Source organism: Streptomyces sp. NBC_00400, assembly GCF_036048035.1.
In the GTDB taxonomy this organism is placed as follows: domain Bacteria; phylum Actinomycetota; class Actinomycetes; order Streptomycetales; family Streptomycetaceae; genus Streptomyces.
This window is the reverse complement of record NZ_CP107940.1, coordinates 1717315-1743367: the sequence shown is the minus strand read 5'-3', so window position 1 is coordinate 1743367 and position 26053 is coordinate 1717315. Positions and strand designations below refer to the sequence as shown.

General features: G+C 71.8%; 18 protein-coding genes and 2 pseudogenes. 13 read left to right on the top strand and 7 right to left on the bottom strand.

The features are described from left to right. The first annotated feature begins 51 nt into the window (after positions 1 to 51). On the top strand, positions 52 to 585 hold the full coding sequence (locus tag OHS81_RS07690; protein ID WP_328383693.1) for a type 1 glutamine amidotransferase domain-containing protein: 534 nt from the start codon (positions 52 to 54) through the stop codon (positions 583 to 585). A 58-nt stretch (positions 586 to 643) separates the two neighbouring features. Here OHS81_RS07690 and treZ read toward each other — a convergent pair whose 3' ends face one another. After that, positions 644 to 2500, bottom strand: coding sequence for a malto-oligosyltrehalose trehalohydrolase (gene treZ, locus OHS81_RS07685; RefSeq protein ID WP_328383691.1), 1857 nt, complete (start codon positions 2498 to 2500; stop codon positions 644 to 646). 284 nt (positions 2501 to 2784) lie between these two features. Between treZ and OHS81_RS07680 the strand changes: the two genes are divergently transcribed. Continuing rightward, positions 2785 to 3330 (top strand): DUF1707 and FHA domain-containing protein, encoded by a 546-nt coding sequence (locus OHS81_RS07680; protein ID WP_328383689.1) that lies wholly within the window; start codon positions 2785 to 2787, stop codon positions 3328 to 3330. An 81-nt stretch (positions 3331 to 3411) separates the two neighbouring features. Here the strand turns inward: OHS81_RS07680 and otr(A) are convergent, their stop codons facing one another. Together otr(A) and OHS81_RS07670 are read right to left on the bottom strand one after the other, a co-directional pair. Then, the gene (gene otr(A) / locus OHS81_RS07675; RefSeq protein WP_328383687.1) at positions 3412 to 5388 is read right to left on the bottom strand and encodes a tetracycline resistance ribosomal protection protein Otr(A); all 1977 of its coding nucleotides are present in this window, start codon (positions 5386 to 5388) and stop codon (positions 3412 to 3414) included. Positions 5389 to 5652: 264 nt separating this feature from the next. Continuing rightward, positions 5653 to 6345 (bottom strand): annotated as a pseudogene (locus OHS81_RS07670) (FAD-dependent oxidoreductase); the annotation flags it as partial. Between OHS81_RS07670 and OHS81_RS07665 the strand changes: the two are divergent. Further along, a pseudogene (locus tag OHS81_RS07665) lies at positions 6254 to 6760 on the top strand (LysR family transcriptional regulator substrate-binding protein); the annotation flags it as partial. The pseudogenes OHS81_RS07670 and OHS81_RS07665 sit on opposite strands and share 92 nt — an antisense overlap. Positions 6761 to 6775: 15 nt before the next feature. Here OHS81_RS07665 and treY read toward each other — a convergent pair. Continuing rightward, positions 6776 to 9235, bottom strand: a complete 2460-nt coding sequence (treY, locus tag OHS81_RS07660) for a malto-oligosyltrehalose synthase (protein ID WP_328383683.1) — start codon at positions 9233 to 9235, stop codon at positions 6776 to 6778. 236 nt (positions 9236 to 9471) lie between these two features. Next, on the bottom strand, positions 9472 to 11727 hold the full coding sequence (gene glgX / locus OHS81_RS07655) for a glycogen debranching protein GlgX (protein ID WP_328383681.1): 2256 nt from the start codon (positions 11725 to 11727) through the stop codon (positions 9472 to 9474). A gap of 242 nt (positions 11728 to 11969) precedes the next feature. Here glgX and OHS81_RS07650 point away from each other — a divergent pair, with 242 nt between their 5' ends. The 3 genes from OHS81_RS07650 (at position 11970) to OHS81_RS07640 (ending at position 15526) form a co-directional block, all read left to right on the top strand. Continuing rightward, a complete protein-coding gene (locus OHS81_RS07650) occupies positions 11970 to 12785 on the top strand; it encodes a Tat pathway signal sequence domain protein (RefSeq protein ID WP_328383679.1) in 816 nt (271 codons plus the stop codon). Positions 12786 to 12834: 49 nt separating this feature from the next. After that, positions 12835 to 14175, top strand: a complete 1341-nt coding sequence (locus OHS81_RS07645; RefSeq protein ID WP_328383677.1) for a copper amine oxidase — start codon at positions 12835 to 12837, stop codon at positions 14173 to 14175. 100 nt (positions 14176 to 14275) lie between these two features. Continuing rightward, complete coding sequence (locus OHS81_RS07640; protein WP_328383675.1) at positions 14276 to 15526, top strand: SAV2148 family HEPN domain-containing protein; 1251 nt, start codon at positions 14276 to 14278, stop codon at positions 15524 to 15526. 19 nt (positions 15527 to 15545) lie between these two features. Here OHS81_RS07640 and OHS81_RS07635 read toward each other — a convergent pair whose 3' ends face one another. Continuing rightward, entirely contained in the window at positions 15546 to 16349 is an 804-nt protein-coding gene (locus tag OHS81_RS07635) for an SDR family NAD(P)-dependent oxidoreductase (protein WP_328383673.1), read from the bottom strand. A gap of 201 nt (positions 16350 to 16550) precedes the next feature. Between OHS81_RS07635 and OHS81_RS07630 the strand changes: the two genes are divergently transcribed. After that, entirely contained in the window at positions 16551 to 17294 is a 744-nt protein-coding gene (locus tag OHS81_RS07630) for an exonuclease domain-containing protein (protein ID WP_328383671.1), read from the top strand. A 121-nt stretch (positions 17295 to 17415) separates the two neighbouring features. On the opposite strand, the gene OHS81_RS07625 is transcribed toward OHS81_RS07630, so the two are convergent. Beyond that, entirely contained in the window at positions 17416 to 18306 is an 891-nt protein-coding gene (locus OHS81_RS07625) for an aminoglycoside phosphotransferase family protein (protein ID WP_328383669.1), read from the bottom strand. Positions 18307 to 18630: 324 nt separating this feature from the next. On the opposite strand from OHS81_RS07625, the gene OHS81_RS07620 reads away from it, so the two are divergent. From OHS81_RS07620 to OHS81_RS07595, 6 genes are all read left to right on the top strand, one after another. Beyond that, complete coding sequence (locus tag OHS81_RS07620) at positions 18631 to 19572, top strand: carbohydrate ABC transporter permease (protein ID WP_328383667.1); 942 nt, start codon at positions 18631 to 18633, stop codon at positions 19570 to 19572. Further along, positions 19569 to 20495, top strand: coding sequence for a carbohydrate ABC transporter permease (locus OHS81_RS07615; protein WP_328383665.1), 927 nt, complete (start codon positions 19569 to 19571; stop codon positions 20493 to 20495). The genes OHS81_RS07620 and OHS81_RS07615 overlap by 4 nt, the downstream gene beginning before the upstream one ends. After that, on the top strand, positions 20495 to 21838 hold the full coding sequence (locus OHS81_RS07610) for an ABC transporter substrate-binding protein (protein WP_328383663.1): 1344 nt from the start codon (positions 20495 to 20497) through the stop codon (positions 21836 to 21838). Before OHS81_RS07615 ends, OHS81_RS07610 begins: the two co-directional genes overlap by 1 nt. A gap of 368 nt (positions 21839 to 22206) precedes the next feature. Continuing rightward, entirely contained in the window at positions 22207 to 23412 is a 1206-nt protein-coding gene (locus tag OHS81_RS07605; protein WP_328383661.1) for a S8 family peptidase, read from the top strand. 268 nt (positions 23413 to 23680) lie between these two features. Beyond that, the gene (locus OHS81_RS07600; protein WP_328383659.1) at positions 23681 to 24550 is read left to right on the top strand and encodes a dienelactone hydrolase family protein; all 870 of its coding nucleotides are present in this window, start codon (positions 23681 to 23683) and stop codon (positions 24548 to 24550) included. A gap of 316 nt (positions 24551 to 24866) precedes the next feature. Beyond that, the gene (locus OHS81_RS07595; protein WP_328383657.1) at positions 24867 to 25955 is read left to right on the top strand and encodes a glycosyltransferase family 2 protein; all 1089 of its coding nucleotides are present in this window, start codon (positions 24867 to 24869) and stop codon (positions 25953 to 25955) included. Positions 25956 to 26053 lie beyond the last annotated feature (98 nt).

Genomic DNA, 26053 nt, shown 5'->3' with positions numbered 1-26053 from the left:
CGGCCCGATCGACACTCCCGGCCCGATCCGACGGAGGGGCGTGAGCGCAGTATGCAGGCGGCTTTTCTGGTGGCCACCGAGGGCACCGAACAGGTAGAGCTGACCCGGCCGTGGCAGGCGGTGACCGACGCGAGCGGCGGACCGACGCTGGTCTCCACCCGCGCGGGCAAGGTGCAGGCGTTCCGCCACCTCGACAAGGCGGACACCTTCCCCGTCGACCTGACGGTGGACGAGGCGACCGCGGCGGACTTCGACGGACTGGTGCTGCCCGGCGGCGTGGCCAATCCGGACGCCCTGCGCCTCGACGAGCGGGCCGTGGCGTTCGTCAAGTCGTTCTTCGACGCCGGGAAGCCGGTGGCCGCCATCTGCCACGCACCGTGGACGCTCATCGAGGCCGATGTGGTGCGCGGCCGCACGCTGACCTCCTGGCCGAGTCTGCGCACCGACCTCCGCAACGCGGGCGCCACCTGGGTCGACGAACAGGTCCAGATCTGCACCGGCGGACCGAACACCCTGATCACCAGCCGCAAGCCGGCCGACCTGGAGGCCTTCTGCGCGGCATTCGTCTCGGAGTTCTCGCACTGAGACCCGGCGACTGAGGTCCGGTGATGGAGATCCGGTGCCTGAGGTCCGGCGACAGCGCCTACGGCCCGAGCACCACCACCGACTCCGGGGGGAGCCGCAGCACACCGTCAGCCCCGGGAAGCCGGGTACCGGGCCAGCCCGCCAGTGCCTGCAGCGTGGATGCCTGCAGCGCGGACGGGGACTGCCCGACCGGGCCGTGAACGTCCATGCCCTCGCCCCCGCCGTCCGGGCGTTCCCCGTCCGCGCCGTCCCCGGTGACCGGAATGGCCGCCGTGGCCTCCCGCGCGAGATTGACCGCGACCCGTAGCGGTCCGCGCCGCAGCAGGAGCCAGCGGGCACGCTCGTCGTAGCGGACGGTGGTGTGGCGTGGATCGGGATCGGTCAACGGCGGCAGCTCATGGCGCAGCGCCAGCAGCGTACGGTGCCAGGCCAGCAGCGCGGTGTGCGGCTCCACGGAGGGTTCGCTCCAGTCCAGGACGCAGCCCTCGCGGGTCGCGGGGTCCTGCGGATCCGGCCAGTCCTCGGCGTGACCGGCCCAGTCGTACGCGGCGAACTCGCGACGGCGCCCGGCGCGTACCGCCTCCGCCAGCTCCGGATCCGTGTGAGCGGTGAAGTACTGCCACGGGGTTCTCGCGCCCCACTCCTCGCCCATGAACAGCATCGGCGTGAACGGCGCGCACAACACCAGGGCGGCGGCACAGGCCAGCAGCCCCGGGGAGAGCCCGGCCGTGAGCCGGTCGCCGAGCGCACGGTTGCCGATCTGATCGTGCGTCTGGGCGTAGGCGAGCAGCCGGTATGCGGGCGTCACCCGCAGGTCGAGGGGCGCGCCGTGCGCCCTGCCGCGGAAGCTGGAGTACGTCCCGTCGTGGAAGAAGCCGCCGGTCAGCGTCTTGGCGAGGGCGGCCAGCGGGGCCCGTGCGAAGTCGGCGTAGTAGCCCTGGGATTCGCCGGTGAGCGCGGTGTGCAGGGCGTGGTGGAAGTCGTCGTTCCACTGGGCATGCAGACCGTGCCCGCCGTCCGCCCGTGGCGCGGTGGTGCGCGGATCGTTCAGATCGGATTCGGCGACGAGGAACAGCGGGCGCCGCAGCTCCCCGGCCAGCGCGTCGACGGCGGCGGACAGTGCGGCCAGGAAGTGCGGGGTGCCGTCGTCGTGCAGGGCGTGGACGGCGTCCAGCCGCAGGCCGTCGAGCCGGTAGTCACGCAGCCAGGACAGCGTGCAGCCGAGGAGGTAGTCGCGCACTTCGTCGCTGCCGGGGGCGTCGAGATTGACCGCCGCGCCCCACGGCGTGTGATGGGTGTCGGTGAAGTACGGCCCGAACTCCGGGAGCGGGTTGCCGGACGGGCCGAGGTGGTTGTGCACCACGTCGAGCACCACCCCCAGCCCGTGGCCGTGCGCGGCGTCCACGAACCGCTTGAACCCGTCCGGCCCGCCGTACGGTTCGTGCACCGCCCAGGGCGCGACCCCGTCGTAGCCCCATCCGTGGCTGCCGGGGAACGGGCAGACCGGCATCAGGGAGACATGGGTGATGCCCAGGTCGGCGAGGTGGCGCAGCCGCGCGGCGGCGGCGTCGAAGGTGCCCTCGGGGGTGTACGTCCCGATGTGCAGCTCGTAGAGGACCGCGCCCGGCAGCGGGCGGCCGGGCCACGGATGCCGCCACCCGAACCGGTCGTGCTCGACGACCGCGGCCGGGCCGCCGGGGCCGTCCGGCAGTCGTGCGGCCCGCGGATCGGGCAGCGGCGGCCCGCCGTCGAGCCGGAAGCCGTACCGGTCCCCGTCGCGGGCCGGCGTCTCGGCACGCCACCAGCCCGCGCGTCCCGTGTCGCGCTCCAGCGGGACGTCCGGCTCACCGGCCCGGTCACCCGCCCACCGGAGAGCGACCTGCCCGGCCTTCGGAGCCCACACCTCGAACAGCACGGCCGTCCTCCTTCGTTCGCTCCGGTCCCGACGGAGAAAGCATGCCCGCACGCCGCCCGGCAGCCCCGCGCGGCGACACGGACCCTGGTGCCATCCGCCCCGGCCGCCACTACGAGCCGTGCGCGCACCTGCACCATCCCCCGCGCCCACCTGCACCGTCCGCCGCACCGACCGGCACCGTCCCCCCTGCCCACCTGCCCACCTGCACCGTCCCCCCCCGCCCACCTGCACCGACCGCCCAACACCGCCTGGACAGCGGGTCGTGGTGGCCGGAGAATCACGCTATGACTTCGCTCGAGTTCCCCGCGCGCCCCGCGCGCCCGTCGGATGCGGACCGGGAACGCGCTCTTGACCTGCTGCGCGACGGCGCGGCACAGGGACGGCTGTCCCAGGACACCTTCCTGCGACGACTGGAACTCGTCCTCACCGCCCAGCAGCAGTCCGAAATCGAACTGGTCACTGCCGACTTGGCCGACCGGGGCAAGGTCCAGGGCACCCTCCTGCGGATGGTGGGCCGGGTCTCCGCGTTCCACATCCGGGTACGCCGCGCCTGGAGCAGAGAGCGGCTGCCGAAGCTGCTGCTGCCCGAACCGGGCCCGCTGCCGCTGCTCATAGGGCGGGCGCCGGGCGTGGGCCTGCGCCTCAACCACGACACGGTCTCCCGTGCCCACGCCGAACTCCGCAGCGTGGGCAACGGCTGGCTGCTGCGCGACCTCGGCTCCACCAACGGGACCTGTGTCAACGGCCGCCGGGTGGTGGGCGAAGTGCCGGTCGGCCCCGGTGACCACATCACCTTCGGCCAGGTGGATTACGTCCTGACGCAGCGGTGAACGGGCGACGCGGCCGGACCGCCGCGCCGGTCCCCGACGGCCGCGCTGCCGCACCCCGCCCGGGGCGCGGCAGCCGCCGCCTCATCCGGACGCACCGCGCGGCGCCGCATCCCGCCGCACCGGCCGGTCGCCCGACGGGTACGACGTCCACACCCCTTCACCGTGCGTCAGGCCGGGCAACTGCCCCTGGAACTCCTGGACCCGGCGGGCCGGGAGCGAACCGCTGACCAGCCAGGAATGCCGCCCGCCGGTGGTCTCGGCGAATTCGGCGCCCAGGGCCGCGAGACGGGCGGTCACCGCGGCGAGCGCGGCGAGCGGGACCTCGGCCTCGAAGGCGTGGTACGGCTCGTGGACCCGGGTGCCGGCCGCCCGCAGCGCCCGACCCAGCACCGGGGCCGTGACCGTGCGGAAATCCCCCGCGGTACTGAGCGGGCCGACGAAACCGGAACGCGTCAGCACCACCCGGCAGTCCGTCACCGCCCACCCGTGCGGTCCGCACTGCAAGGTGGCCAGCGCGGTCTCCTCGACGGCCTGGTGGAAGCCGTGCGGCAGGGCGCCCAGTTCGGTCTCGTAGACGAAGACCGGGCCGGAGCCGCGGGCACCCGGCTCGACCCGGAGGCCGACCGTGGCCCAGGGACCGGTGTGGCCGCGCCCGGCGATCTCGTGGCAGGCCTCGCCGACCCCGGACGGCCGCTCGACGCACACCACCCGGCTGGGCGCGAACTCCGCCTCGATGCCGTGCTCCTGGCACAAGGTGGCGGCGATGATCTCCTTCTGCACCTCGCCGTGCAGCAGCACCGAGGTCGCGCCGCCCGGCGCGGGGCGGGCCCGCAGCAGCGGGTCCTGGTCGGCGAGCGCCAGCAGCGCGGCACGCAGCGCCGCGGCCTGTGCCGGACGGCGGGCACTGACCAGGGTTTCGAGCGTGGGGGCGGCGAACAGGGCGCCCCCGGCGGGGTCCTCGGCGGCCGGCCCGAGACGGTCACCGGTCCGGACGCCGGGCAGCCCCCGGACCACCCCGATATTGCCCGGGGTCAGCGGCCCGCCGTCACCGGGCGACCGGCCGACGACCTGGAGCGAGGTGATCCGTCCGGTCCGGGGCCCGCCGGGGCCGTCCGCCCCGGGCCGGTGCAGCTCGACCTGCTGCCGGGGCCGCAACTCGCCCCCGTAGAGCCGGATATGGGCGGTCCGTTCGCCGTTCGGCGGCTGCTGGACGGCGAAGACCGTGCCGCGCGCAGCGGTGCCCGGGACGGCGGGGGCCGGCGGAATCAGCCGGACCATGCCCTCGATGAGCGCGCCGACGCCCGGACCGCCGAGCGCGGAGCCGAAGTACACCGGGTGCAGCGATCCGTCGGCGGTCCGGGCGGCGAGTGCCGCGCGCAGCCGGTCCGCGGTCAGCCCCGGCCCGTCCGGCTCGGCACCGTCCTGGCGGAGCTTTTGCCCTGCGGGGGCAGGACCCACCAGCCGGGCCAGGACCGACTCGTCCACCTCGGCGACCACTTCGGCGATCCGCTCGCGGACCCGGGGGTCCTCCAGGGAGTACGGCACCACCCCGGCCCCCGCGGTGCCGATGCCGGTCACGGAGGTCATCGGGACGGCGGCCGGTGTCAGCAGCCGGCGGATGTCCGCGAGCAGCGCCTCGTCCCGGGCGCCCGCCCGGTCGATCTTGTTGAGGAACAGCAGGGTGGGCAGCCGCAGCCGCCGCAGGGTCTTCATCAGCACCCGGGTCCTGGCCTGGACGCCCTCCACCGCGGACAGCAGCAGTACGGCACCGTCGAGCACCCCCACGGCGCGCTCGACCTCGGCGATGAAGTCGGCATGGCCGGGCGTGTCGATGAGGTTGATCTGGACCTCGCCGACGGTGAAGGAGGCGACGGCCGAGCGGATGGTGATGCCGCGCTGCCGCTCCAGCTCGCCGGTGTCCGTACGGGTGTCACCGGTATCGACGCTGCCGAGCCGGTCGATGGCACCGGCGTCGAACAGCAGCCGCTCGGTGAGGCTGGTCTTACCCGCGTCGACGTGGGCGAGAATCCCGATGTTCAGGGTGTGCGAAACAAGCATGGAAAGGGGTTTCCTCAAGAACTGTCGTCCGGCAGGGGCGATGAGTAGTTCCGAGGAATCCGCGCATTCCGTGCTCCTGGTGTGGGGAAAAACGGGCGTACGGGGTCATGGTGCCAGCCGTGCGCGGGGCCGCAACCGAATTAACGGGCGGTGGCCCGGGCCGCCGTTCCGTGCTGGTGCAGCCCCCGGCCCGCCAGCGTCATGAACGCCTCGCCGACCGCCTCCGACAGCGTCGGGTGCGCATGGACGTGCGCGGCGACATCGGCCGGTTCGGCGTCCCAGGCCACGATCAGCTGGCTCTCGGCGCAGCCGGCGGCCGACGTCCTCGTCCTCCAGCGGAAGCAGCCGCTCCGCCGCCTCGACGAGGGTGACCTCGGCCCCCATGGAACGGTGGAAGGACGCGTACTCGACCCCGATCGCGCCGCCGCCCAGGACCACCACGGACGCCGGGAGGCCCGGGGCGAACAGTGCGTCGTCACTGGTCACGATGCGGCGGCCATCGGGCGCCAGGCCCGGCAGCAGGCGCGGCCGGGAGCCGGTGGCAAGGACGATGCCGCGCCGCGCGGTGAACTCCCCGGCGCCCTCGATGCGGACGGTGCGGGGGCCGGTCAGCCGTGCCGTTCCCCGGACGGTCCGTACGCCTGCCGCCCGCAGGTTCCCCACCACACCTTGGTGGTTGCGGGTGACGAGGGTGTCGCGGGTGGCGACCAGCGCCGGCCAGTCCAGGGAGTCGACGGTGGCCTTGACGCCCCACCGCTCGCGGGCCTCCGCGATGCCGTCCACCAGCTCGGCGGCGTGCAGCATGGCCTTGCTGGGGACGCAGCCACGGTGCAGACAGGTGCCGGCGACCAGGTCGCGCTCGGCCAGCACCACGTGGGAGCTGTCCGAGCAGATGGCCCGAGGCGTCGCCGACCTGGCGCTCGGCCCGCCTCCCCGGGACTGGCCGGGCCCGGTCACGGTCGTGGGACAGGAACGGATGGTGCTGGTCGTCCCGCACGGTGACCCGCTCGCCGCCCGGGAGTCGGTACGCCTCGCGGAACTGGCGGACCGCCCGTGGGTGCGCTGCAGCCTGGAGCCGGTGGTCGGCGGACGGCGCTGGCTGGACCTGGAGTGCGAACGGGCCGGCTTCACCCCGCGTACCGCCGTCCGCACCCAGCACAGCTCGACCGCCGTCCGGATGGCCGCGGCGGGCGTCGGCGTGCTGCTGACCGCGGCCCATGAACTCCGCGGCCTGGACTGTGCGTCGGTGCCCACCGACCCGCCCTGGAGCCGCGACATCACCGTCTTCTCACGGGTCGAACTGACCGGCGCAGCAGCGGAGTTCACCGCGTACCTCCGCGCGGCGGGGGACACCGGCGACGCCGGGAACTGACGCTCCGACGCCCCCTCACTCCGCCACGAACAACGCCACCGGCGACTCCGCCAGCAGCTCGCTCAGCCCCACCGCCGCGCCCCCCGGCAGCTCGCGGCCGGTCAGCAGCTCGCGCCAGGGGCCGCCCGGCGGCAGCCGCAGCAGGGTGTCCCACCAGCCGCCGGTCTCCACCAGGCACAGCGACAGACGGGTCACCACCGTCAGCACCCGGCCGCTGCGGCAGAACGCCACACAGTGCTCGGCCGCCGGGCCCTCCGCATACACCGGCTCGTACGACGCGGTGGCGCCGAACCACTGGGGACGATCGCGCCGCAGCCGCAGCGCCGTGGCGGTCAGCCGGAGCTTTTCGGCGGACAGATCGCGTGGCGCGCCACCGGCGTCCAGCTCGGACAGCAGCTGTGGACCGAAGCGGGCCGGCCCCCTGTTGTCCGGGTCGACCAGTGCGGCATAGGCACGTTCGGTGCCCTGATAGAGGTCGGGGACGCCCGGCATGGTGAGATGCAGCAGCGCCGCGCCCAGCACATTGGCGCGGACGAAGGGGGCGACTTCCCCGTCCAGCACGGCGAGCGGGGCGGCCGTGGGACCGCACGGCCCGATGCGTACGAACTCCTCGACCGCCTCCTCGTAGCCCGTGTCCGGCTCCGTCCACGAGGTGCGCAGCCCGGCCTCCCGTACGGCCTTGAGGACCGCGGGCACCACCCGCTCCGCCGCGGCTCCGTCGCCGGACGCACCCAGGCCGAACGCGGTCTGCCAGGCCAGCCACGACACCATCGGATCCGCCGGACCGGCTCCGGCCGGTCCACTGGCGCCGACGTCGCACACCGCCCCCTCGGCCATCGCGCCCAGCACGTCCCGCCACCGGTCCGGGCACTCCGAGAGCACCGCGATCCGGGCCCGGACATCGGCGCTGCGCTTGGTGTCGTGGGTGGAGAGCACCGTGCCGGCCGCCGGCCGGTCCCGCTGCACCCGTGCGCAGTACGCATGGAACGCCTCCGGGGGCAGCGCCGGTTCCCCGGGGGCGCCGCCGACCTCACAGGCCGACAGCAGCACCGGATAGCGGTAGAAGGCGGTGTCCTCCACGGATTTGGCGTGCAGCGCGGACGCGGTCTGGGCGAACCGCGCGGCGAAGTCGGCGCAGTCCCTGCGGTCGTGGTCCGGGTGGTCCGGCAGCCGGCCGAGCGCCAGATCGTGGATCAGGTCCACCGCCCGCGCCTCCTCGGGTACCCGGAAGGCGGTGCGCGCCCCCGCCGCGGCGGTGCCCAGCATCGCCGTGTCCTGCTCGGCCTGCCCCGGATCCGCGGGGTACGGGCGGTAGACCGGCAGCCGCACCATCAGCTCCCGGATGGCATGGCGCAGCGCCCACGGCGCATGGTCGCCCGGCTCGGGGACGCGTGCGCTGATCCGGACCGCGGTCCGCACCAGCCGCTCGACCTCCGCGGCCAGATCGTGCGTGATGACCTCGTACGCGGCCCGGCGCACCGTCTCCTCCCAGTCGCCGCCCTCGTCGGCCAGCGGGGTGACGAAGTCCCGGTAGTGGGAGAAGAGCCGTCCGGCGCCCTGCGGGCAGACGAACAGACCGTCGATGTGGCGCAGGGCGTCATAGCCCGTGGTGCCCGCGCAGGCCCAGCTCTCCGGCAGCAGTTCGTCGCCGGTGAGGATCTTCTCGACCACCGTCCAGCGGCCGCCGGTGCCCTCGTGCAGGCGGGCCAGATAGCCGCCGGGGTCCACCAGGCCGTCCGGATGGTCGATGCGCAGCCCGTCGATGACGCCCTCGCGGATCAGCCGCAGCACCGTGCCATGGGTCGCCTCGAAGACCTCGGGGTCCTCGGCACGGACCGCGATCAGCTCCGCAATGGTGAAGAAGCGGCGGTAGTTGAGCTCACTGCGGGCCAGCCGCCACCAGGCGAGGCGGTACCACTGGGCCTCCAGGAGGCGGGTCAGTTCCAGCTTCTCCGTACCGGGGCGCAGCGGAAAGGCATGCTCCCGGTAGCGCAGCACGCCGTCCTCGACGCGGAAGTGCCGCGCCTCCTCGCCGAGCCGGCCCCCGAGCACCGGCAGCAGCAGCCGCCCGCCGTGTCCGGCGTCCCAGTCGATGTCGAACCACCGCGCGTACGGGGACGCCGGGCCGTCGCGCAGCACCTGCCACAGCGGCCCGTTCAGCGACACCGGCCCGGGCACGGCCATATGGTTCGGCACGAGGTCCACGACCAGCCCGAGGCCGTGCGACCGGGCCGTCGCCGCCAGTGCCCGCAGCCCCTTCTCGCCGCCCAGCTCGGCCCGTACCGCCGCGTGATCGACCACGTCATAGCCGTGCGTGGACCCCGGCACCGCCTCCAGGACCGGCGAGAGATGCAGATGGGAGACGCCCAGCGCGGCCAGATGCGGGACCGCCTGCTCGGCGGCGGCGAACGGGAAGTCCGGCTGGAGCTGCAGCCGGTAGGTGGCGGTCGGCGACGGACTCGGTGGCTGCGTCATGGGGACACCCGTACCCCGCTGACGGCCCGTTGTCTCCTCCCTGCCCGGCACGGGTGTCGTCCCTTCCTCCAACGGGGCGGGCGGAAAGGCCGCAGATCTCCGTACGTCCGGTGCGTGGGGTGCGCGGACCGCGCCCGATAGCGTGCGGCAATGACCGCTGGGACCGCATCCAGGCATGGCTGGAGGCCCACCGGGATCTGTTCACGGCTGCCCTGCTGCGCTGTCCCGCCCCGAGGTCACATGACAAGCTGAGCCGGCCGCTGCAGCACCAGCAGGCTCCGGCCGATGAGCGTCAGCCGGTCGCCGGCCTTGACCTTGGCGCCGCCGCCGTCCGCCACCGCCTGCGGCCGGTCGGTGTCCACCACGATCTGCCACTGCCGGCCCAGGTGCTCGGGGACGATGAACTCCTTCTCCTGGTCATGGGCGTTGAACAGCAGCAGGAACGAGTCGTCGGTGACCGGTTCGCCCCGCGGACCCGGCTCGGAGATCGAGCTGCCGTTGAGGAACACCGCCAGCGACTTGGCGTGCACCGACTGCCAGTCGCGCGGCCCCATCTCCTCGCCGCCGGCCGTGAACCACACGATGTCGGACAGCTCGTCGTGGGTGCCCTCCAGGGGGTGCCCCTGGAAGAACCGCCGGCGCCGGAACACCGGATGGTCGCGCCGCAGCCACACCATCTGCCGCACGAACTCCAGCAGCGCCCACTGCTCCGCGTCCCCTTCCGGCGCCGCGCCCCCCGCCGACGCCTCATCCGCCTCCGACGCGTCGTCTCCCTCCGACGCCTCGCACGCCTCGTCCGTGACCCCGGGCCCGTCCGGAGCGCCGGCGCTCCCGCCCGGTCCCCGCACCGGCCAGCGCACCCACGACAGCTCGTTGTCCTGGCAGTACGCGTTGTTGTTGCCGTCCTGGCTGCGGCCGAACTCGTCCCCGTGGCTGAGCATCGGCACGCCCTGCGACAGCATCAGCGTGGCGACGAAGTTGCGCATCTGCCGCGCCCGCAGCCGGCGCACACCCGGATCGTCGGTCGGCCCCTCGGTACCGCAGTTCCAGGACCGGTTGAAGCGCTCACCGTCCCGGTTGTCCTCGCCGTTGGCCTCGTTGTGCTTCTCGTTGTACGCGACCAGATCGTGCAGCGTGAAGCCGTCATGGCAGGTCACGAAGTTCACCGAGGCCAGCGGCCGCCGCCCGTCCTCCTGGTAGAGGTCCGACGAACCCGTCAGCCGGGACCCGAACTCGGCCAGGGTGCGCGGTTCGCCCCGCCACAGGTCCCGCACGGTGTCGCGGTACTTCCCGTTCCACTCGGTCCACAGCGGCGGGAAGTTCCCCACCTGGTAGCCGCCCTCGCCGACGTCCCACGGCTCGGCGATCAGCTTCACCTGGCTGACGACCGGATCCTGGTGGACCAGGTCGAAGAACGACGACAGCCGGTCCACCTCGTGGAACTGCCGGGCCAGCGTCGCCGCCAGATCGAAGCGGAAGCCGTCCACCCGCATCTCCTGCACCCAGTAGCGCAGCGAGTCCATCACCAGCTGGAGCACATGCGGGCTGCGCATCAGCAGCGAATTCCCGGTGCCCGTGGTGTCCATGTAGTACTGCTTGTCGTCCGACAGCCGGTAGTACGAGGCGTTGTCCAGCCCCCGGAACGACAGCGTCGGGCCCAGATGGCTGCCCTCGGCGGTGTGGTTGTAGACCACATCGAGGATCACCTCGATACCGGCCTGGTGCAGCGCCCGCACCGCCGTCTTGAACTCCAGCACCTGCTGCCCGCGGTCGCCCCACGACGCATAGGCGTTGTGCGGGGCGAAGAACCCGATGGTGTTGTAGCCCCAGTAGTTCGTCAGCCCCGCGTCCACCAGCCGGTGGTCCTGCACGAACTGGTGCACCGGCATCAGCTCCAGCGCGGTCACCCCGAGCTTGGTGAGGTGGTCGATGACCGCCGGATGCGCCAGCGCGGCGTAGGTGCCGCGCAGCTCCTCGGGAAGCTCCGGATGGCGCATCGTCAGGCCCTTCACATGGGCCTCGTAGAGCACCGTCTCGTGATACGCGGTGCGGGGCGGGCGGTCGTCACCCCAGTCGAAGTACGGGTTGACCACCACCGACGCCATGGTGTGCGGCGCCGAGTCCAGGTCGTTGCGGACCTCGGGACGCCCGAAGTGGTAGCCGTAGACGGCCTCGTCCCAGTCGATCCGGCCGCTCATGGCCCGTGCGTACGGATCGAGCAGCAGCTTTGCCGAGTTGCAGCGCTGCCCCCGTTCCGGTTCGTAGGGACCGTGCGCCCGGAAGCCGTAGCGCGCTCCCGGCATCACCCCCGGAAGGTACGCGTGCCGCACATTGGCGTCGCTCTCCCGCAGCTCGACGGCGGTCTCCGAACCGTCGTCGTGCAGCAGACACAGTTCGATGCGCTTCGCGGCTTCGGAGAACACCGCGAAGTTGGTGCCCGCCCCGTCATAGGTGGCACCCAGCGGATACATCTGTCCCGGCCAGACCTGCATGGGTAGACTCTTCCACTTTCTTCTCGGGCGCAGCGGCGACTCCACGACGCACATCCGCGAAACGAATCGAAATCCTTCCCCAACTTTTCGCAACTTCTCGCACACAGAGGGCTTTTCGCAGGATCTCCGCTCAATGGTGGAGCAACCTGTCGCGATGTCAGATCGTCCTACTGGTCGTCCTGTTGGAGGACGGACGGGGGATCCGACATGCATGTCATGGAATGTGACAGCAGGGGGGAACCGTGCGCCACCTGATGCACCGCCACCTCGGCAAGGTCCTCGCGGGGACCGCCCTCGCACTGACCGGCACCGCCCTCATGGCCGCGATCACTCTGCCCGCCGGCGCGGACGCCGCCGACGGAGCGAGCGGCCCAAGCAGGCCCGGCGTGGCCGGCCCGTCCGTGCCGGGACGCGATCCGGGGCCCCCGCCGCCCGGCGTCGTCGAGGCACCCCGCCCGCAGGGGGAACGCGGCCGGGGACGGGATCCGCTCACCGACGACGAAATGAGGCGCGCCCGGGATCTGGCCCTGCCGCGCACCCGGCGCGGCATTGCCGCCGACGTCACCGGACGGTCCGGGCCCGAACCCCTCACCACCGACCTGGCCGAACTCACCCCCGCGGAGGCCGGGCTCGCCGACCCGCCGCGCCGGGCACTGGTCTCCTTCTACGACTACACGAGCGACAGCTACCTCACCACGACCGTCAACCTCACGACCTCGAAGGCGGAGTCGACGGACACTCAGCACGGCGTCCAGCCGCCGCCCAGCCACGCCGAGGCCGTCGAGGCGGCCCGGCTGCTGATCGCCGCCCCGCTGGGATCCGGGCTGCGCCAGGACTATCGCGAGGCCACCGGACGCGACCTCACCGGTCCTGACCCGCTCGCCGTGACCGGCTTCGTCTACCGCGGCCGCGCGGAAGGCGAGGCGCCGGGCGCCCTGGCCGACTGCGGGGAACACCGCTGCATCCGCCTCTTCACCAAGGTGAAGGACGGCCCGTGGATCGACACCCGCCGCTTGGTGATCGACCTCAGTGCCCGCACCGTCGCCCGCCTCGGCTGACCGCCCCGCGCGCCGCCGACCCCGCCACTCCTTCTCCGGGAGCCCGTGTATGCCCGAAAGACGCCCCGCCGGTACCCGCCGCCCGCGCCGCCGTGCCGCGGCCCTCACCGCCGTCCCCCTGCTGCTCACGGCGACCGCCCTGCTGACCGGCCCCGCCGCCCAGGCCGCCCCCGAAGCCCCGCTCCGTGCGGGCCCGGCCGCCCCCGCTCCCCGCTGCAGCGCCGCCTACCGCATCACCCAGACGCTGGAGGGCGGCACCGTCTGGCGGATGTGCTGGCACTACGAAGGCAATGCCGGCCTCGTCCTGGACGACGTCTCCTACCAGCCCCAGGGCGAACGCGCCCCGATCAAGGTGCTCACCACCGCCAAACTCGCCCAGATCCACGTCCCCTACGACGACGGCGGCAACGAATACGACGACCTCACCGGTCAGGGCTTCGCCCAGGGCCTGATGAAGCTCGACCCCGCCGAATGCCCCGGCGGCACCATCAAGACCGTCCGGGTGCCCGGTGCCTACGACGCCGCGCACCCCGACGTCAGCGGCCTGTGCGCCACCACCCGTGCCCGCGGCCACGCCTACCGGATGGGCCCCTACCCCGGCGAGCAGGCCAGGACCTACCAGCTCCAGGGCAAGGACCTGCTGCTCTACACCGTCAACAAGACCGGCTGGTACGAGTACATCAGCGAGTGGCGGTTCTCCGGCGACGGCACCATGACCCTGCAGATCGGCGCCACCGGCACCCTCTCACCCAGCGACTTCGACGCCGGCGACGGCCGGGGCACACCGATCGGCAAGGGCGCCAAGGACTACGCCACCAGCCACAGCCACAACGTCTTCTGGCGGCTGAACTTCGGCCTGGATGGCAGCGCCGCCAACAAGGTCGAGCAGTTCGACTCCGCCACCACGATCCGGCCCGGCGGCAACACCCCCACCATCCGTACCACCCGTACCCCCGTCACCAAGGAACTGGCCGGGGACTCCGGCCCGCTGCGCTGGTGGCGGGTGGTGAGCGACACCGGAAAGAACCAGGACGGCCACCCGCGCTCGTACCAAATCGTGCCGGGACCCTCCAGCAAGTACACCGGACGCAGTTACACCACACACGACATCTACTTCACCGAGTACAACAAATGTGAGCAGTTCGCCAGCAATAACCTGGCCAACTGCGGCGCCCGGGCCGGCAAGAGCGTCGACACCTGGGTCAACGGCCAGCCGCTGAAACACCCCATCGCGTGGGTCAACATCGGGTTCCACCACATCGCCAGGGATGAGGACCAGGAGCCCATGCCTGTTCACTGGCAGGGCTTCCAGCTGGTTCCCCGCGACGTCACCGCTATGAATCCGCTCACTCCACCCGCACTGTCCGGGCACAACGGGCACTATGGGTAAGGGGAGTTGGTAACCGACTCCCTCCTTCCTGCTGCACCGCCTCCCGCACCGCAGTAGTCTGCCTTGATCGTTGGCACGGGGGTTCGGAAGGCGGTGGCAGGTGAGCGGCGGGCTGGAGTTGCCCCCTGGTGACGAGAGTCATGAGGGCCATGAGGGCGGCTCCGTCGACGCACCGCCCGGCGCGGTGTCCCTGGCACGCCCGCTGGAAATCGGGGCGGAGCTGGACTGGGGCGCCGACGCCTGGAGCGAGGTGCGCACCCGGGCCCGGCGGGCCGGCCGCGCCTACATCTGGCTGAATCTCGTCGAGCAACGGCTGCGGGCCGTCGTCGCGGCCGTGCTGCGGCCCATCTACGAGCCGGTGCACGGCGACGAATGGGTCATCGCGGCGGCCGGCCCCGCCGGACAGGAGTGGGTCCAGCGCGCGGTCGCCGTCCGCGAGGTCAGCCGCCGCAAGGGCTACCTCCTCGACCCCGCCGACGACAACATCGTCAGCTTTCTGACGCTGCCGCAACTCCGCGAACTGATGGTCCAGCACTGGCCCTGCTTCGAGCCGTACTTCGACGAGCGCCGCGAGGTCGAGCTGGCCCTCGACGAACTCGAGGTCGCCCGCAACATCGTCTCCCGCAACCGCGCCCTGTCCGAGACGGTCCTCGCCCAGGCCGAGCGCGCCTCCGCCCGCCTCCTGGACATCCTCGGCTCCGGCGTCGGCACCCGGATCTCCGGACGGCTGCCCATCGACGCGGTGGAGGACCTGGTCGGCGACCGCTACGCCGACCTCATCGGGGTCCACTCCGACCGGGTGCGGCTGCAGCGCCAGCTCCCCGCCGAGGACCTGTTCGGCAACGCCCGCCGGCTCGACGCCGTCGGCATAGGACTGAACCTCCTGGTCCAGAACTACTCGGGCCGCCGGCTGGTCCGGCTCGCCGAATCCGGCTGCCGTGTCCGCCTGCTCTTCCTCAACCCGGCCAGCAGCGCGGTCCGCCGCCGGGAGCGCGAAATCGGCCTGAAGAAGGGCGAAATGAGCCGCTCCATCGAGATGAACATCCTCCACATGCGACGGGTGCGCGCCCGGCTGCGCGACCCCGGCGCCTTCGAGATCCAGGTCTTCGACGAGACCCCGCGCTTCACCGCCTACCTCGTCGACGGGGACGGCCCCGACGGCGTGGCCGTCGTCCAGCCCTACCTCCGCAAGAGCCGTGGCATGGAGTCCCCCGTCCTCGTCCTGCGCGGCGGCGGCCGGGAAGTCGTCCGCCAGGACGCCCGGGACGCCCGCGACGGTGACCACGGCCTCTTCGAGACCTACCGGGAGGAATTCGAGAGCATGTGGGCGGATTCGCGGCCGGTTTCCTGACCCGTCTGCGGGAGGCGTCTTACGGGGTCCCCGTGATCCCTCCGTCGACCCGCAGCTCGATCCCGTTGACGTAATCGGCGAGCGGGCTCGCAAGGTAGGCGACCGCGGCGGCGATGTCCTCCGGGCGCCCCAGCCGCCCGCTCGGGTTGGGCGCGTACTCCGCAACGATCTCCGCTTCGTCCCGTCCGCCCTCCGGGTCCTCCCCCGGAGCCTCGTCCCCGGCCGCCCGCTCCTCGAACATCCGGGACAGGGAGGGAGTGACGATCACTCCCGGACTCACGCAGTTCGCGGTGACGCCGGTCCCGGCGAGATGCCGGGCCAGGCTGGTGGTCATGTTCACCACGGCGGCCTTGGCGGCGGAGTACGCCACCATGTTGGGCAGCGGTGTCCGCACCGCCCGGCTGCCGATGGTGATCACCCGGCCCCAGCCGTGCGCCCGCAGCGACGGCAGCAGCGTCTGACTGACCCGCACCGTCGGCAGCACATTCCCCTCGAAGGCGGCCCGCCAGTCGGCCGGCCGGGAACTCTCCCAGTCGTGCTCGGCGAACGGACCGGCGTTGTTGACGAGGATGCGGGCCCCGAAGTCGCGTGCGGTGAGGGCGACCTGCTCGGCGACCCCCGGCTCCGTCAGGTCTCCGAGCACCACCTCGGCCCGTACGCCGCGGGCCGCGACCTGTTCGGCGACGGCCGCCGCGGCTCCCGCGCTACGCCCGTGGACGAGGACGTCGCAGCCCTCGTCCGCCAGCATCCCGGCGATCGTCGCCCCGATCCCGGAGCTGCTGCCCGTCACCAGCGCGCCCTGTCCTGCCAGCCGTAGGTCCATGGCGGTCAGCCTAGGGGTGGCGGGCGCCTCCGGGCTGCCCCGTCGCGACAGGCGGCCGGTCGATTGTCAGTGGTGCGTGGGAGAGTGGGCGAGCAACGGGGGACGTACCACCGAAGGAGGCCGCATGAGCGAGCGTAGCGAGAGAACTGTGGGCGGGTGCGCGCCGAGCGAGTGCGAGACCGGACGTAGTGAGGTTTCGGCATGAGCTGGCATCAGGAGCTGTTGGTCAGCTTCGACCTGGAGACCACGGGCACCGATGTCGAGCGGGACCGCATCGTCACCGCCGCGCTGATCCGGATGGAGGGGGACGGCCGCGCGGTCGGGCAGCAGACCTGGCTGCTCGACCCGGGGGTCCCGATTCCCGAGGAAGCGGCGGACATTCACGGCATTTCCACCGCATATGTCCAAGAACACGGCCGTCCACCGGCGACCGCCATAGAGGAAATCACCGAAGCGCTGGCCGTGGCTCTGCGCGCGGACATCCCGCTGGTGGTGATGAACGCCCGGTATGACCTCTCCCTCCTGGACCGCGAGTGCCGGCGCCACGGTCTGCGGACGCTGACCGAACGTCTCGGACACGCCCCCGCGCCGGTCATCGATCCCCTCGTGCTGGACAAGCATGTGGACCGCTACCGCAAGGGGAAGCGCGCACTGCAGGCGCTCTGCGGCCACTACGGCGTCCGGCTGGACGGCGCCCACGAAGCGGGCGCCGACGCGGCGGCAGCGGCCGGGGTCGCCCGGCGCATCGGGGAGACGTTCCCGGCCGTCGCCCTCCCCTCGCCCCGGGCGCTGCATGACCTTCAGGAGAAGGCGGCCGCCGAACAGGCCGCCTCGTTCCAGGCGTATTTGCGGCGCTCCGGCGACCCACAGGCGATAGTCGAGCGGGCCTGGCCCCTGATTCCGTACCAGGCCGGGGCCGGGGCCGGGGCCGAAGCCGGGGCCTGAGCGAGAGCGGAGGCGTGGTCACGGCCGTGCCGTGCCGGGCAACCGCGAATCTCCATCAGACAGCGGGCAGGGCCACGCTCGCCCCTCCGGAAGCCTGGAGCCCGGCCTCCGGCCGCGTGTCTCAGAACGGATACCACCGCACCGTCGCGTCCTTGTCGCGCAGCGAGGCGATCCGGCGCCGGAACTCCTTGAGTGCCGCCGGGTTTCCGGGCGCGTGCTGGGACACCCAGGCGCAGCTCGCCGTCTCCCGGGACCCGCGCAATACGGCGCAGCCCTCCCAGTCCCGTACGTCCCAGCCGTAAACGGACACGAAGGTGTCGTACGCGTCCGGGGACAGGCCGTAGCGGTCCCGGCTCAGCGCCATGACGACCAGGTCGTGTTCCCGCAGATCAAAGGAGAAGGTTTCCAGGTCGACCAGCACCGGTCCGCCGGGCCCGACATGCACGTTGCGGGTCAGCGCGTCGCCATGGATGGGGCCGCGGGGCAGATGCGGCTCCAGGGCCGTGGCGGCGGCCGCGAACGCGTCCCGCCGCCCGCGCAGATACTCCGCGTCGGGCGCCGACACGGCGTCGCCGGCCAGGCGCAGCCACCGCTCGACGCCACCGAGCAGTTCGCGCCGCGGCAGCGCGAACGGCGGCTCCGGCAGGGCATGGACCAGCTTCAGCAGCGTGGCGAGATCGTCCGGCCGGGACGGGCGGACGGCCTCCGGCAGCCGGTGCCAGTAGGTGACGGGATGCCCGTCGACCAAGGTGGCCACGGGCTCCGCGGCCCGTACGGCCGGCACCCCTTCGGCCGCCAGCCACCCCGCCACCGCCAGTTCCCGCTCGGCCCGCTCCAGGAGTTCGGCGCTGCGGCCCACCCGTACGACCGGCCCGTTGTCGCCGAGGGCGAAGACGGCGTTCTCGCCGAGCGAGAGCAGCCCGGCGTCGGCTGCCGCATCGGGGAGGCCGGCCGAGGCCAGTACGTCCCGGGCGCGCGCTTCCGTGAAGGCGGCAGGGCTCGGTTCGGTCATCGGGTGCCTCCTGGGGTACGGGTACCTCCTGCGGTGCGTGAACGCGACCAGTCTCGCAGGTCCGCCCAAGCGGCCCGGCAGACCTCCCGGGTGGGGAGATCCGCCGGGGAAACCGGCCAGGACCTTGACGGGATGTGGCCGCCGTCACGACGATGACGGCGGCCGGGAGCGGCGGAATCGGCTGCGCACGACCGGGACCGGCCGGCAGCGGCCGGCAGCGGCCGACGGGGAGAGCCGGGGGAGAGGGGACGGGATGGCAGGGGCACCGACCGCGGGGACGGACGACGGCAGACCGGCCGGGCCGCGCCCCGAGGAGTTGCTGCCGTGACCCTGGCGACCGCGCCACGGCGGTCCCCCGCGGCGGCCGCGGACCGTGCCGCCCGCACCCGCCGTGCTCACGGCGCCTGGTTCCTCGTACTGCCTGCCCTGATCCCGATCCTGGTACTGAGTGCGGGCCCGCTGCTCTACGGCATCGGACTGGCGTTCACCGACGCCCAGTCGGGCCGGACCCAGGCCACCCGTTTCGTGGGGCTGCTGAACTTCTCCGACCTGTTCCACGACACCCTGTTCCGGGACTCCTTCCGGATCGGCCTGGTCTGGGCCTTCGGGGTCACCGTCCCGCAGTTCTTCCTCGCCCTCGGCCTGGCCCTGCTGCTCCACCTTCCGCTGCGGCTGCGCTGGCCGGCCCGGGCGCTGGCGATCATCCCGTGGGCGATGCCGGAGGTGGTCGTCGGCATCATGTGGCGGCTGGTCTACCACCCGGACGCCGGCATCCTGAACGAGACGCTGCGCAGCCTCGGACTGTCCGGAGCGGGCGATGGCCGGGACTGGTTGAGCGGTCTGGCCACCGCCCTGCCCGCGATCATCGTCGTCGGCATCTGGGCCGGGATGCCCCAGACCACCGTCACCCTCCTGGCCGGCCTCCAGAACGTGCCCCGCGAACTGCACGAGGCCGCTTCCATGGACGGCGCGGGCGCCTGGCGCCGCTTCCGTACGGTCACCTGGCCCGCGCTCAGGCCCATCGCGCTCGCCGTCACCGCGCTCAATTTCATCTGGAACTTCAATTCCTTCGCCCTGGTCTTCGTGCTGACCGACGGCGGGCCCGGCGGCCGGACCCGGCTGCCGATGCTCTTCGCATACGAAGAGGCCTTCCGCTACGGGCAGTTCGGCTATGCCGCCATGATGGGCCTGGCCATGGTCGCGGTGGTCTCGGTCCTGCTGGCGGTCTACCTGGCCGGCCGGCTGAAGGGGGACGACGACCGGTGAGCCGCAGGGAGAGCAGCGGTACGGGGAATGCCCCCAACACTCGACGACAAACGGCCACCACCCGCTCCCGCCAACGGAGCGCCGCCCCCACCGCCCGGAGCACCGCCACCCGCACCGGCCAGTACGGCGCCCTCGTCGCCTATCTCGCCTTCCTCGCCTTCCCGTTCCTCTGGCTGATCTCCACCGCCTTCAAGCCACCGCGTGAACTCGGCAGCATCCACCCCAGGTGGATACCCGAGGCGCCCACCCTGGAGAACTTCCGGCAGGCCTTCACCCAGCAGCCACTACTGGCGGCCGCGGGCAACAGCCTGCTGGCCGCGGCGGTTTCCGCGCTGATCGCGATCGTGCTGGCGACCCCGATGGCATACGTCCTGGCCCGCTACCGCAACCGCCTCTCGCGGATGGCCACCGGCTGGGTCGTGATCAGCCAGGCCTTTCCGCTGGTACTGGTGATCATCCCGCTCTTCCTGATCCTGAAGGGACTCCATCTGGTGGACTCCCGGATCGGTTTGATCATGGTCTATGTGGTCTGGTCGCTGCCGTTCGCCCTGTGGATGCTGACCGGCTATGTCCGCGCCGTACCACCCGAGTTGGAGGAGGCTGCGGCCGTGGACGGCGCCGGCCGGCTCCGTACGCTCGTCTCGGTCACCGCACCGCTGCTCGCGCCGGGCATCGTCGCCACCGCACTGTTCGCCTTCATCACCGCCTGGAACGAATTCTTCTTCGCCCTGGTCCTGCTCAAGTCACCAGGGAAGCAGACGCTGCCGGTCGTCCTCACCCACTTCCTCGGGGCGGAGGGCGTCGCCGACCTCGGGCCGCTCGCCGCCGCCGCACTCCTCGCCACCCTCCCGAGTCTGCTCCTCTTCGCCGTCATCCAGCGGCGGATCACGGGCGGGATGCTCGCCGGGGCGGTGAAGAGCTGATGCGCCGCGACGGCACCCCCACGCCCCCGGCGCGTTTCAGCCGGCGGGGCCTGCTCGCGGCCGCCGCCGCACTGCCCGCCGCGGGGCTGCTGCCGGGCTGTTCCGACGACCGGCGACGGCGCGCCTCCGGCGGCCGGATCACCCTGCGCTTCCAGTCGCCGGCCTGGCAGCAGGACTCCCTCAAGGCCACCAGGCAACTCGTCGACGCATGGAACGCACAGCACCCCGAGGTCCAGGTGCAGTACGTCCAGGGAGCCTGGCCCACCGTCCACGACCAGTTGCTGACCTCCTTCGAGGGCGGCGAGGCGCCGGACATCATCCACGACGCCGCCGACGACCTCGCGGACTTCGCCTACGGCGGGAATCTCGCCGACCTCACGGCCCTCCTGCCACCGCGCCTGCGGCGCGACATCCCGCAGCACAGCTGGGAGACCGCCACCTTCGACGGCCGGGTGCACGGCGTCCCGTTCCTCCAGGAACCGCGGGTGCTGATCGCGAACCGCGCGAAGCTGCACCGGTCGGGCGTGCGCATCCCGACTCCCGAACACCCCTGGACCTGGGAGGAGTTCAGGGAGGTGGCGCAGCGGCTGACCCGCGGCACCGGCCACGGCGTCGCCTGGCCGCTGAAGGAACCGGTCTCGGTGACCCTGAACCTCGCCCTGTCCACGGGCGGCCGGATGTTCCGCCGTCGCCCCGACGGCACGGTGGAGGTCCGCTTCGACGCCGCCGACCAGGTGGTGCCGCGCACCATCCACGACCAGGTGAACGTGGACCGCAGCGCCTCCCGTACGACCCTGGGCATGGGCGGCTCCGACACCCTCCCCGGCTTTTTCGCCGGGCGTTATGCGATGGTGCCGCTCGGCTTCTCCTACCGTCAGCAGATCGCCCAGCAGGCGCCCAAGGGGTTCGAGTGGACGGTGCTGCCCGCCCCTCGGGGCTCCGCCTCTCAGGGCTCCGCCCCGGACCAGGGGGTGAGCCCGCAGACGCTGTCGATCGCCGAGGACTGCCCGCACAAGGAAGCGGCGATGGCCTTCATCGACTTCCTCCTCCGCCCGCCGAACATGGTCCGGCTCGCCCTGGGGGACTGGCTGTTGCCGACGGGACGGGAAGCGCTCGGGGATCCGGCACTCCGGGTCGCCCGGTACGACTGGGCAACCGGCACCGCGCTGGCGGGCTCCCTGCGCTCCGCCCCGGCCCAGTCCGTCCGTGGCTACCCGGAGTGGAAGGACAAGATCGCCACCCCTGGCCTGCAGGAGTACTACAGCGGCGCCATCGACCTGGACACCGTGCGCAAGCGTCTCGTCCGGGACGGCAATCCGGTCCTGGCCCGCTACCAGCGCTGAGGTGCCCATGGCCTCTCAACTGACCCTGGAACAAGCCGTGATGAGCGCCATGAGCGCCCGCGTGAACAACCGCATCCGATGGTCGAGCGGCGATCGGCCGAAGGCGTCGTCCACCCCGCCGTCACCCGCTATTGCGACTGTGTAAACGGAGTTGAGTCGGTCCGGTTCAACTAACCGTTCCTTTTGACCACTTCTGAAACCTTTCCCAATTCACCGGCCTTGTTGGCTATCTCACACGCCCTGGCGAGCCTTGAATTGAACTCATCAATCAGACAGGGTTTCGAACCAGTCCGGCGCAGATCTTCCGGTCTCGTCGGGCTATTGCGCAACGCTTTCCCCCCACACCACGAACGAGGAGAATCCTCGCAATGGCTCACAAGCGTTCCAGCAAGAAGCGGCTCGTCACGGCGATATCCGCCGCGGTGGCCGCCACTGGTATCGCCGCCGTCACCGCGGTCACCGCCGGTGCGTCGCCTGCAGCCGAAGGCAAGATCTACGGCGCCGAGGCCAAGGGCGCCGTGAACGGCAGCTACATCGTCATGCTCAAGAAGTCGGTGCACACCGCCGAGAGCGGCGACCTGGCCGCCAAGTACGGCGGCAAGGTCAAGCGGCAGTACTCCTCCGCCATCGACGGCTTCTCGGCGAGCGGCCTGAGCACGGAAGAGGCCAAGCAGCTCGCTGCCGACCCGTCCGTCGACAAGGTCGTGCAGAACAAGAAGTTCCACATCAACGGCACCCAGGCCAACCCGCCGTCGTGGGGCCTGGACCGTATCGACCAGGCGGACACCAAGGGCGACAAGAAGTACACCTACCCCGACGCCGCGGGCGAGGGTGTCACCGCCTACGTCATCGACACCGGAATCCACATCAGCCACAAGGACTTCGGTGGCCGCGCGTCGTACGGCTTCAACGCCATCGACAAGAGCGAGAAGGCCGAGGACGACAACGGCCATGGCACCCACGTGGCCGGCACCATCGCCGGTACCGAGCACGGTGTCGCCAAGAAGGCCAAGGTCGTGGCCGTCAAGGTCCTCGACGGCCAGGGCTCCGGCACCACCGAGCAGGTCGTCGCGGGCATCGACTGGGTCACCAAGAACCACAAGGGTCCCTCGGTCGCCAACATGTCGCTCGGCGGCGGCGTCGACGAGGCGCTGGACACGGCCGTGAAGAAGGCCATCGACGCCGGTGTCACCTTCGGCGTCGCGGCGGGCAACGAGTCCTCCGACGCGGGCCAGAGCTCCCCGGCACGCGTGAAGGAGGCCATCACCGTGGCCTCCAGCACCAAGGACGACGAGCAGTCCGACTTCTCCAACTTCGGCAGTGCGGTGGACCTTTACGCCCCCGGTTCCGACATCACCTCGGACTGGAACAGCGGTGACGACGCCACCAAGACCATCTCCGGTACGTCCATGGCGACCCCGCATGTCGTGGGTGCTGCCGCGGTCTACCTGGCCGGCCACAAGGACGCCAAGCCGGCCGACGTGGAGAAGGCCCTGACGGCCGGCGCCACGGCCGGCAAGATCAGCAACCCGAGCGAGGGCACGCCCAACAAGCTGCTGAAGGTCGTCAAGTAGTCACCTGACCTCCTCGGCTCCACCCGCCGGCCGTCGCGCTCGCCCCCACGGGGCGCGACGGCCGGCGTCGTGGTGTTCCGGGCAGCGGCCCGAGGGTGTGCGCGGGCGCAGGTACGGGCGGTGATCCGGGCGGCGAACCGAACACGGGTGCGCGCCGCAAGTGCCGCTGGATAGTCTCGTGTTGAGCCGCGCCGGGCGGGGGCGAGGCGTACCTGTCCGGACCGGCCCCGACCCACACAATCGACCAGGACGGTGGTAGTCCGACTCCATGGCAGATCACGACCTGACCGGCTTTGACCGCAGCACCTTCACCCATGACGGCGCCACCCGCCGCATTCTGCGGCGCGGTACGGGGCCCGCGGTGATCGTGATGGCGGAAATACCCGGCATCACGCCCAAGGTGCTGGCGTTCGCGGAACGGGTGGCCGCCCTCGGCTGCACGGCCGTGCTCCCGGTGTTGTTCGGCACGCCCGGCCGCGATGCCGACCCTGCGTCCGCCGGCCGGGTGAAGTCCGGGCTCTACACGGCCTCATCGCTGTGGAAGGTGTGTGTCAGCCGGGAGTTCACCGTCCTGGCCACGGGAAAGTCCTCCCCCGTGGTCACTTGGCTGCGGGCCCTGGCCGCGCACGAGCACCAGCGCTGCGGCGGCCCCGGCGTCGGAGCTGTCGGGATGTGCCTGACCGGCGGTTTCGCCCTGGCCATGGCGGCCGACGAGCGCCTTCTCGCCCCTGTGCTGTCCCAGCCGTCCCTGCCGCTGCCTCTCACCAGGAGCCGGGCTGCCGGTATCGATATCTCCGCCGAAGACCTGGCCGCCGTGCGGGGCCGCTGTGAGCGTGCAGACCTCCGGGTCATGGGGCTGCGGTTCCGTTCGGACCGGTTGGTACCGGGCGACCGGTTCGCCTTCCTGCGCCGCGAACTCGGTGCGGCGTTCACCGCCGTCGAACTCGACGACGACGCCGCGAACCCCGATGCCGTGCTGCCGCCCCACTCCGTGCTGACCGAGCACCTCATCGACGAACCCGGCCAGCCGACCCGCGCCGCGCTGGACGACGTACTCGACCTTTTCCGCACGCGCTTGCTCGCGCAGCAGCACGGCGGCGAGGCGGCGGAAACCCCCGCCACCGCGGAAGACGCGTGACCCAACGCTCCCGCGTGGGCTGACCGGCTCCCGCGTGGGCTCCCCCCGCAGGCTGACCCGCTCCTCCCGCACAGGGCTCCTCTTCCTGGCACCTCCTGCGGACAGCTCCTCCCCGGCAATCCCCGGCAATCCCCGACGATCCCCGATGAGTTATCCACAGGAGGCATCCTCCGGAACCATCCGGTGCCTCATCCCCCTACCGTCGGTGACATGCACGGAGGACTGCCGTTCATCGGCATCAGCACCATGGTCTACGGCGTGATCGGACTGTTCACGGTCGTAGTCGGCGCGATCCGCAAGACAGGGGGAGACCGAGTTGCACACCATCACCGTCATCGTGCCCGCTCACAACGAGGAGGAGGGGCTGCCGGCCACACTGGAGTCGCTGGCACACCAAACGCTCCGGCCTGACAGGATCCTGGTCGTGGACGACGCCTCCACGGACCGTACGGGCGAGGTGGCAGCCTCACACGGCGTCACGGTCCTGCGCCCGCCCCGCAATCTCGGCAGCAAGGCCAAAGCGCAGAACTACGCCCTTCCACACTGCACCACCGACCTCGTCCTGGCCGTCGACGCGGACACCGTCCTCGCACCGGACTACATCGAGACCGTCCTGCCCGTCTTCGACGACCCAAGCGTCTCCGTAGCGGCAGGCACGGTCCGCACCCGCCATACCCGCACGATCTGGGAGCGCGGCCGCTCGACGGAGTACCTGTTCGGTTTCCACTGGCACCGCCCCATCCAAGCCCGCGCCAACAGCCCCATGGTGTGCTCGGGTTGCTGCTCCGTCTTCCGCCTCGATGATCTGATGGCCTTCGGCGGCTTCCCCGAACGGACCATCGTCGAGGACATGGATTTCACGTGGTCGCAGCAGATCGCGGGCAGACGCGCGGTCTACGTCTCGAACGCGGTCGCTCTGGCCGCCGACCCGGAAGACCTCACCTACCTCCGCAAACAGGTCTGGCGCTGGATGGCCGGCTTCTGCCAGAACGTCCGCCTCCATCTCGGCCGGCTGATCGTCCGCAAACCGCTGCTGGCCCTCTGGGTGCTGCTCGCCCTCCTGGAAATCCTCACCGCACCGCTCTGGTGGGCAACCCCCTTCGTGATCGCCGCGACGACGGACCAGCCTCCCGCACTCGCCTTCCTCTGGTGGGCCGGAGCCGAACTCCTGCTGACGACACCACCCCTCGTCTACGCCGCCCGCCGCCGCAAACTCCCGCTGCCGGGCGTGCTGCTGAACATCCCCTGCGTCTACGCCACCAAAGCCGTCAACCTCGTCTACGCCTGGAAGGCCCTCATCGTGGAGTTGCTGCTGGTACCACTGCACCTCTCGCGAGGGCTGACGGTCTACGAGAAGGGCCGGGCCGATACGGCGCCGGCGCGAACGGCGCTCGCAGGCGGCTGACACCCGCTACGACCCCGACCGGAGTTACGGAGCTCACGGAGCGGCCCCTCCTGGCATCCCCGGCGTTCCGGGAGGGCGTTCCAGGAGGGGCCCGGCTC

Coding starts and splice junctions, on each gene's coding strand:
- OHS81_RS07690 (WP_328383693.1), top strand. CDS start 52: ATGCAGGCGGCTTTTCTGGTGGCCACCGAGGGCACCGAACAGGTAGAG.
- OHS81_RS07680 (WP_328383689.1), top strand. CDS start 2,785: ATGACTTCGCTCGAGTTCCCCGCGCGCCCCGCGCGCCCGTCGGATGCG.
- OHS81_RS07635 (WP_328383673.1), bottom strand. CDS start 16,349: ATGGACCTACGGCTGGCAGGACAGGGCGCGCTGGTGACGGGCAGCAGC.
- OHS81_RS07630 (WP_328383671.1), top strand. CDS start 16,551: ATGAGCTGGCATCAGGAGCTGTTGGTCAGCTTCGACCTGGAGACCACG.
- treY (WP_328383683.1), bottom strand. CDS start 9,235: ATGACGCAGCCACCGAGTCCGTCGCCGACCGCCACCTACCGGCTGCAG.
- OHS81_RS07610 (WP_328383663.1), top strand. CDS start 20,495: ATGCGCCGCGACGGCACCCCCACGCCCCCGGCGCGTTTCAGCCGGCGG.
- OHS81_RS07645 (WP_328383677.1), top strand. CDS start 12,835: ATGCCCGAAAGACGCCCCGCCGGTACCCGCCGCCCGCGCCGCCGTGCC.
- OHS81_RS07625 (WP_328383669.1), bottom strand. CDS start 18,306: ATGACCGAACCGAGCCCTGCCGCCTTCACGGAAGCGCGCGCCCGGGAC.
- OHS81_RS07600 (WP_328383659.1), top strand. CDS start 23,681: ATGGCAGATCACGACCTGACCGGCTTTGACCGCAGCACCTTCACCCAT.
- OHS81_RS07605 (WP_328383661.1), top strand. CDS start 22,207: ATGGCTCACAAGCGTTCCAGCAAGAAGCGGCTCGTCACGGCGATATCC.
- glgX (WP_328383681.1), bottom strand. CDS start 11,727: ATGCAGGTCTGGCCGGGACAGATGTATCCGCTGGGTGCCACCTATGAC.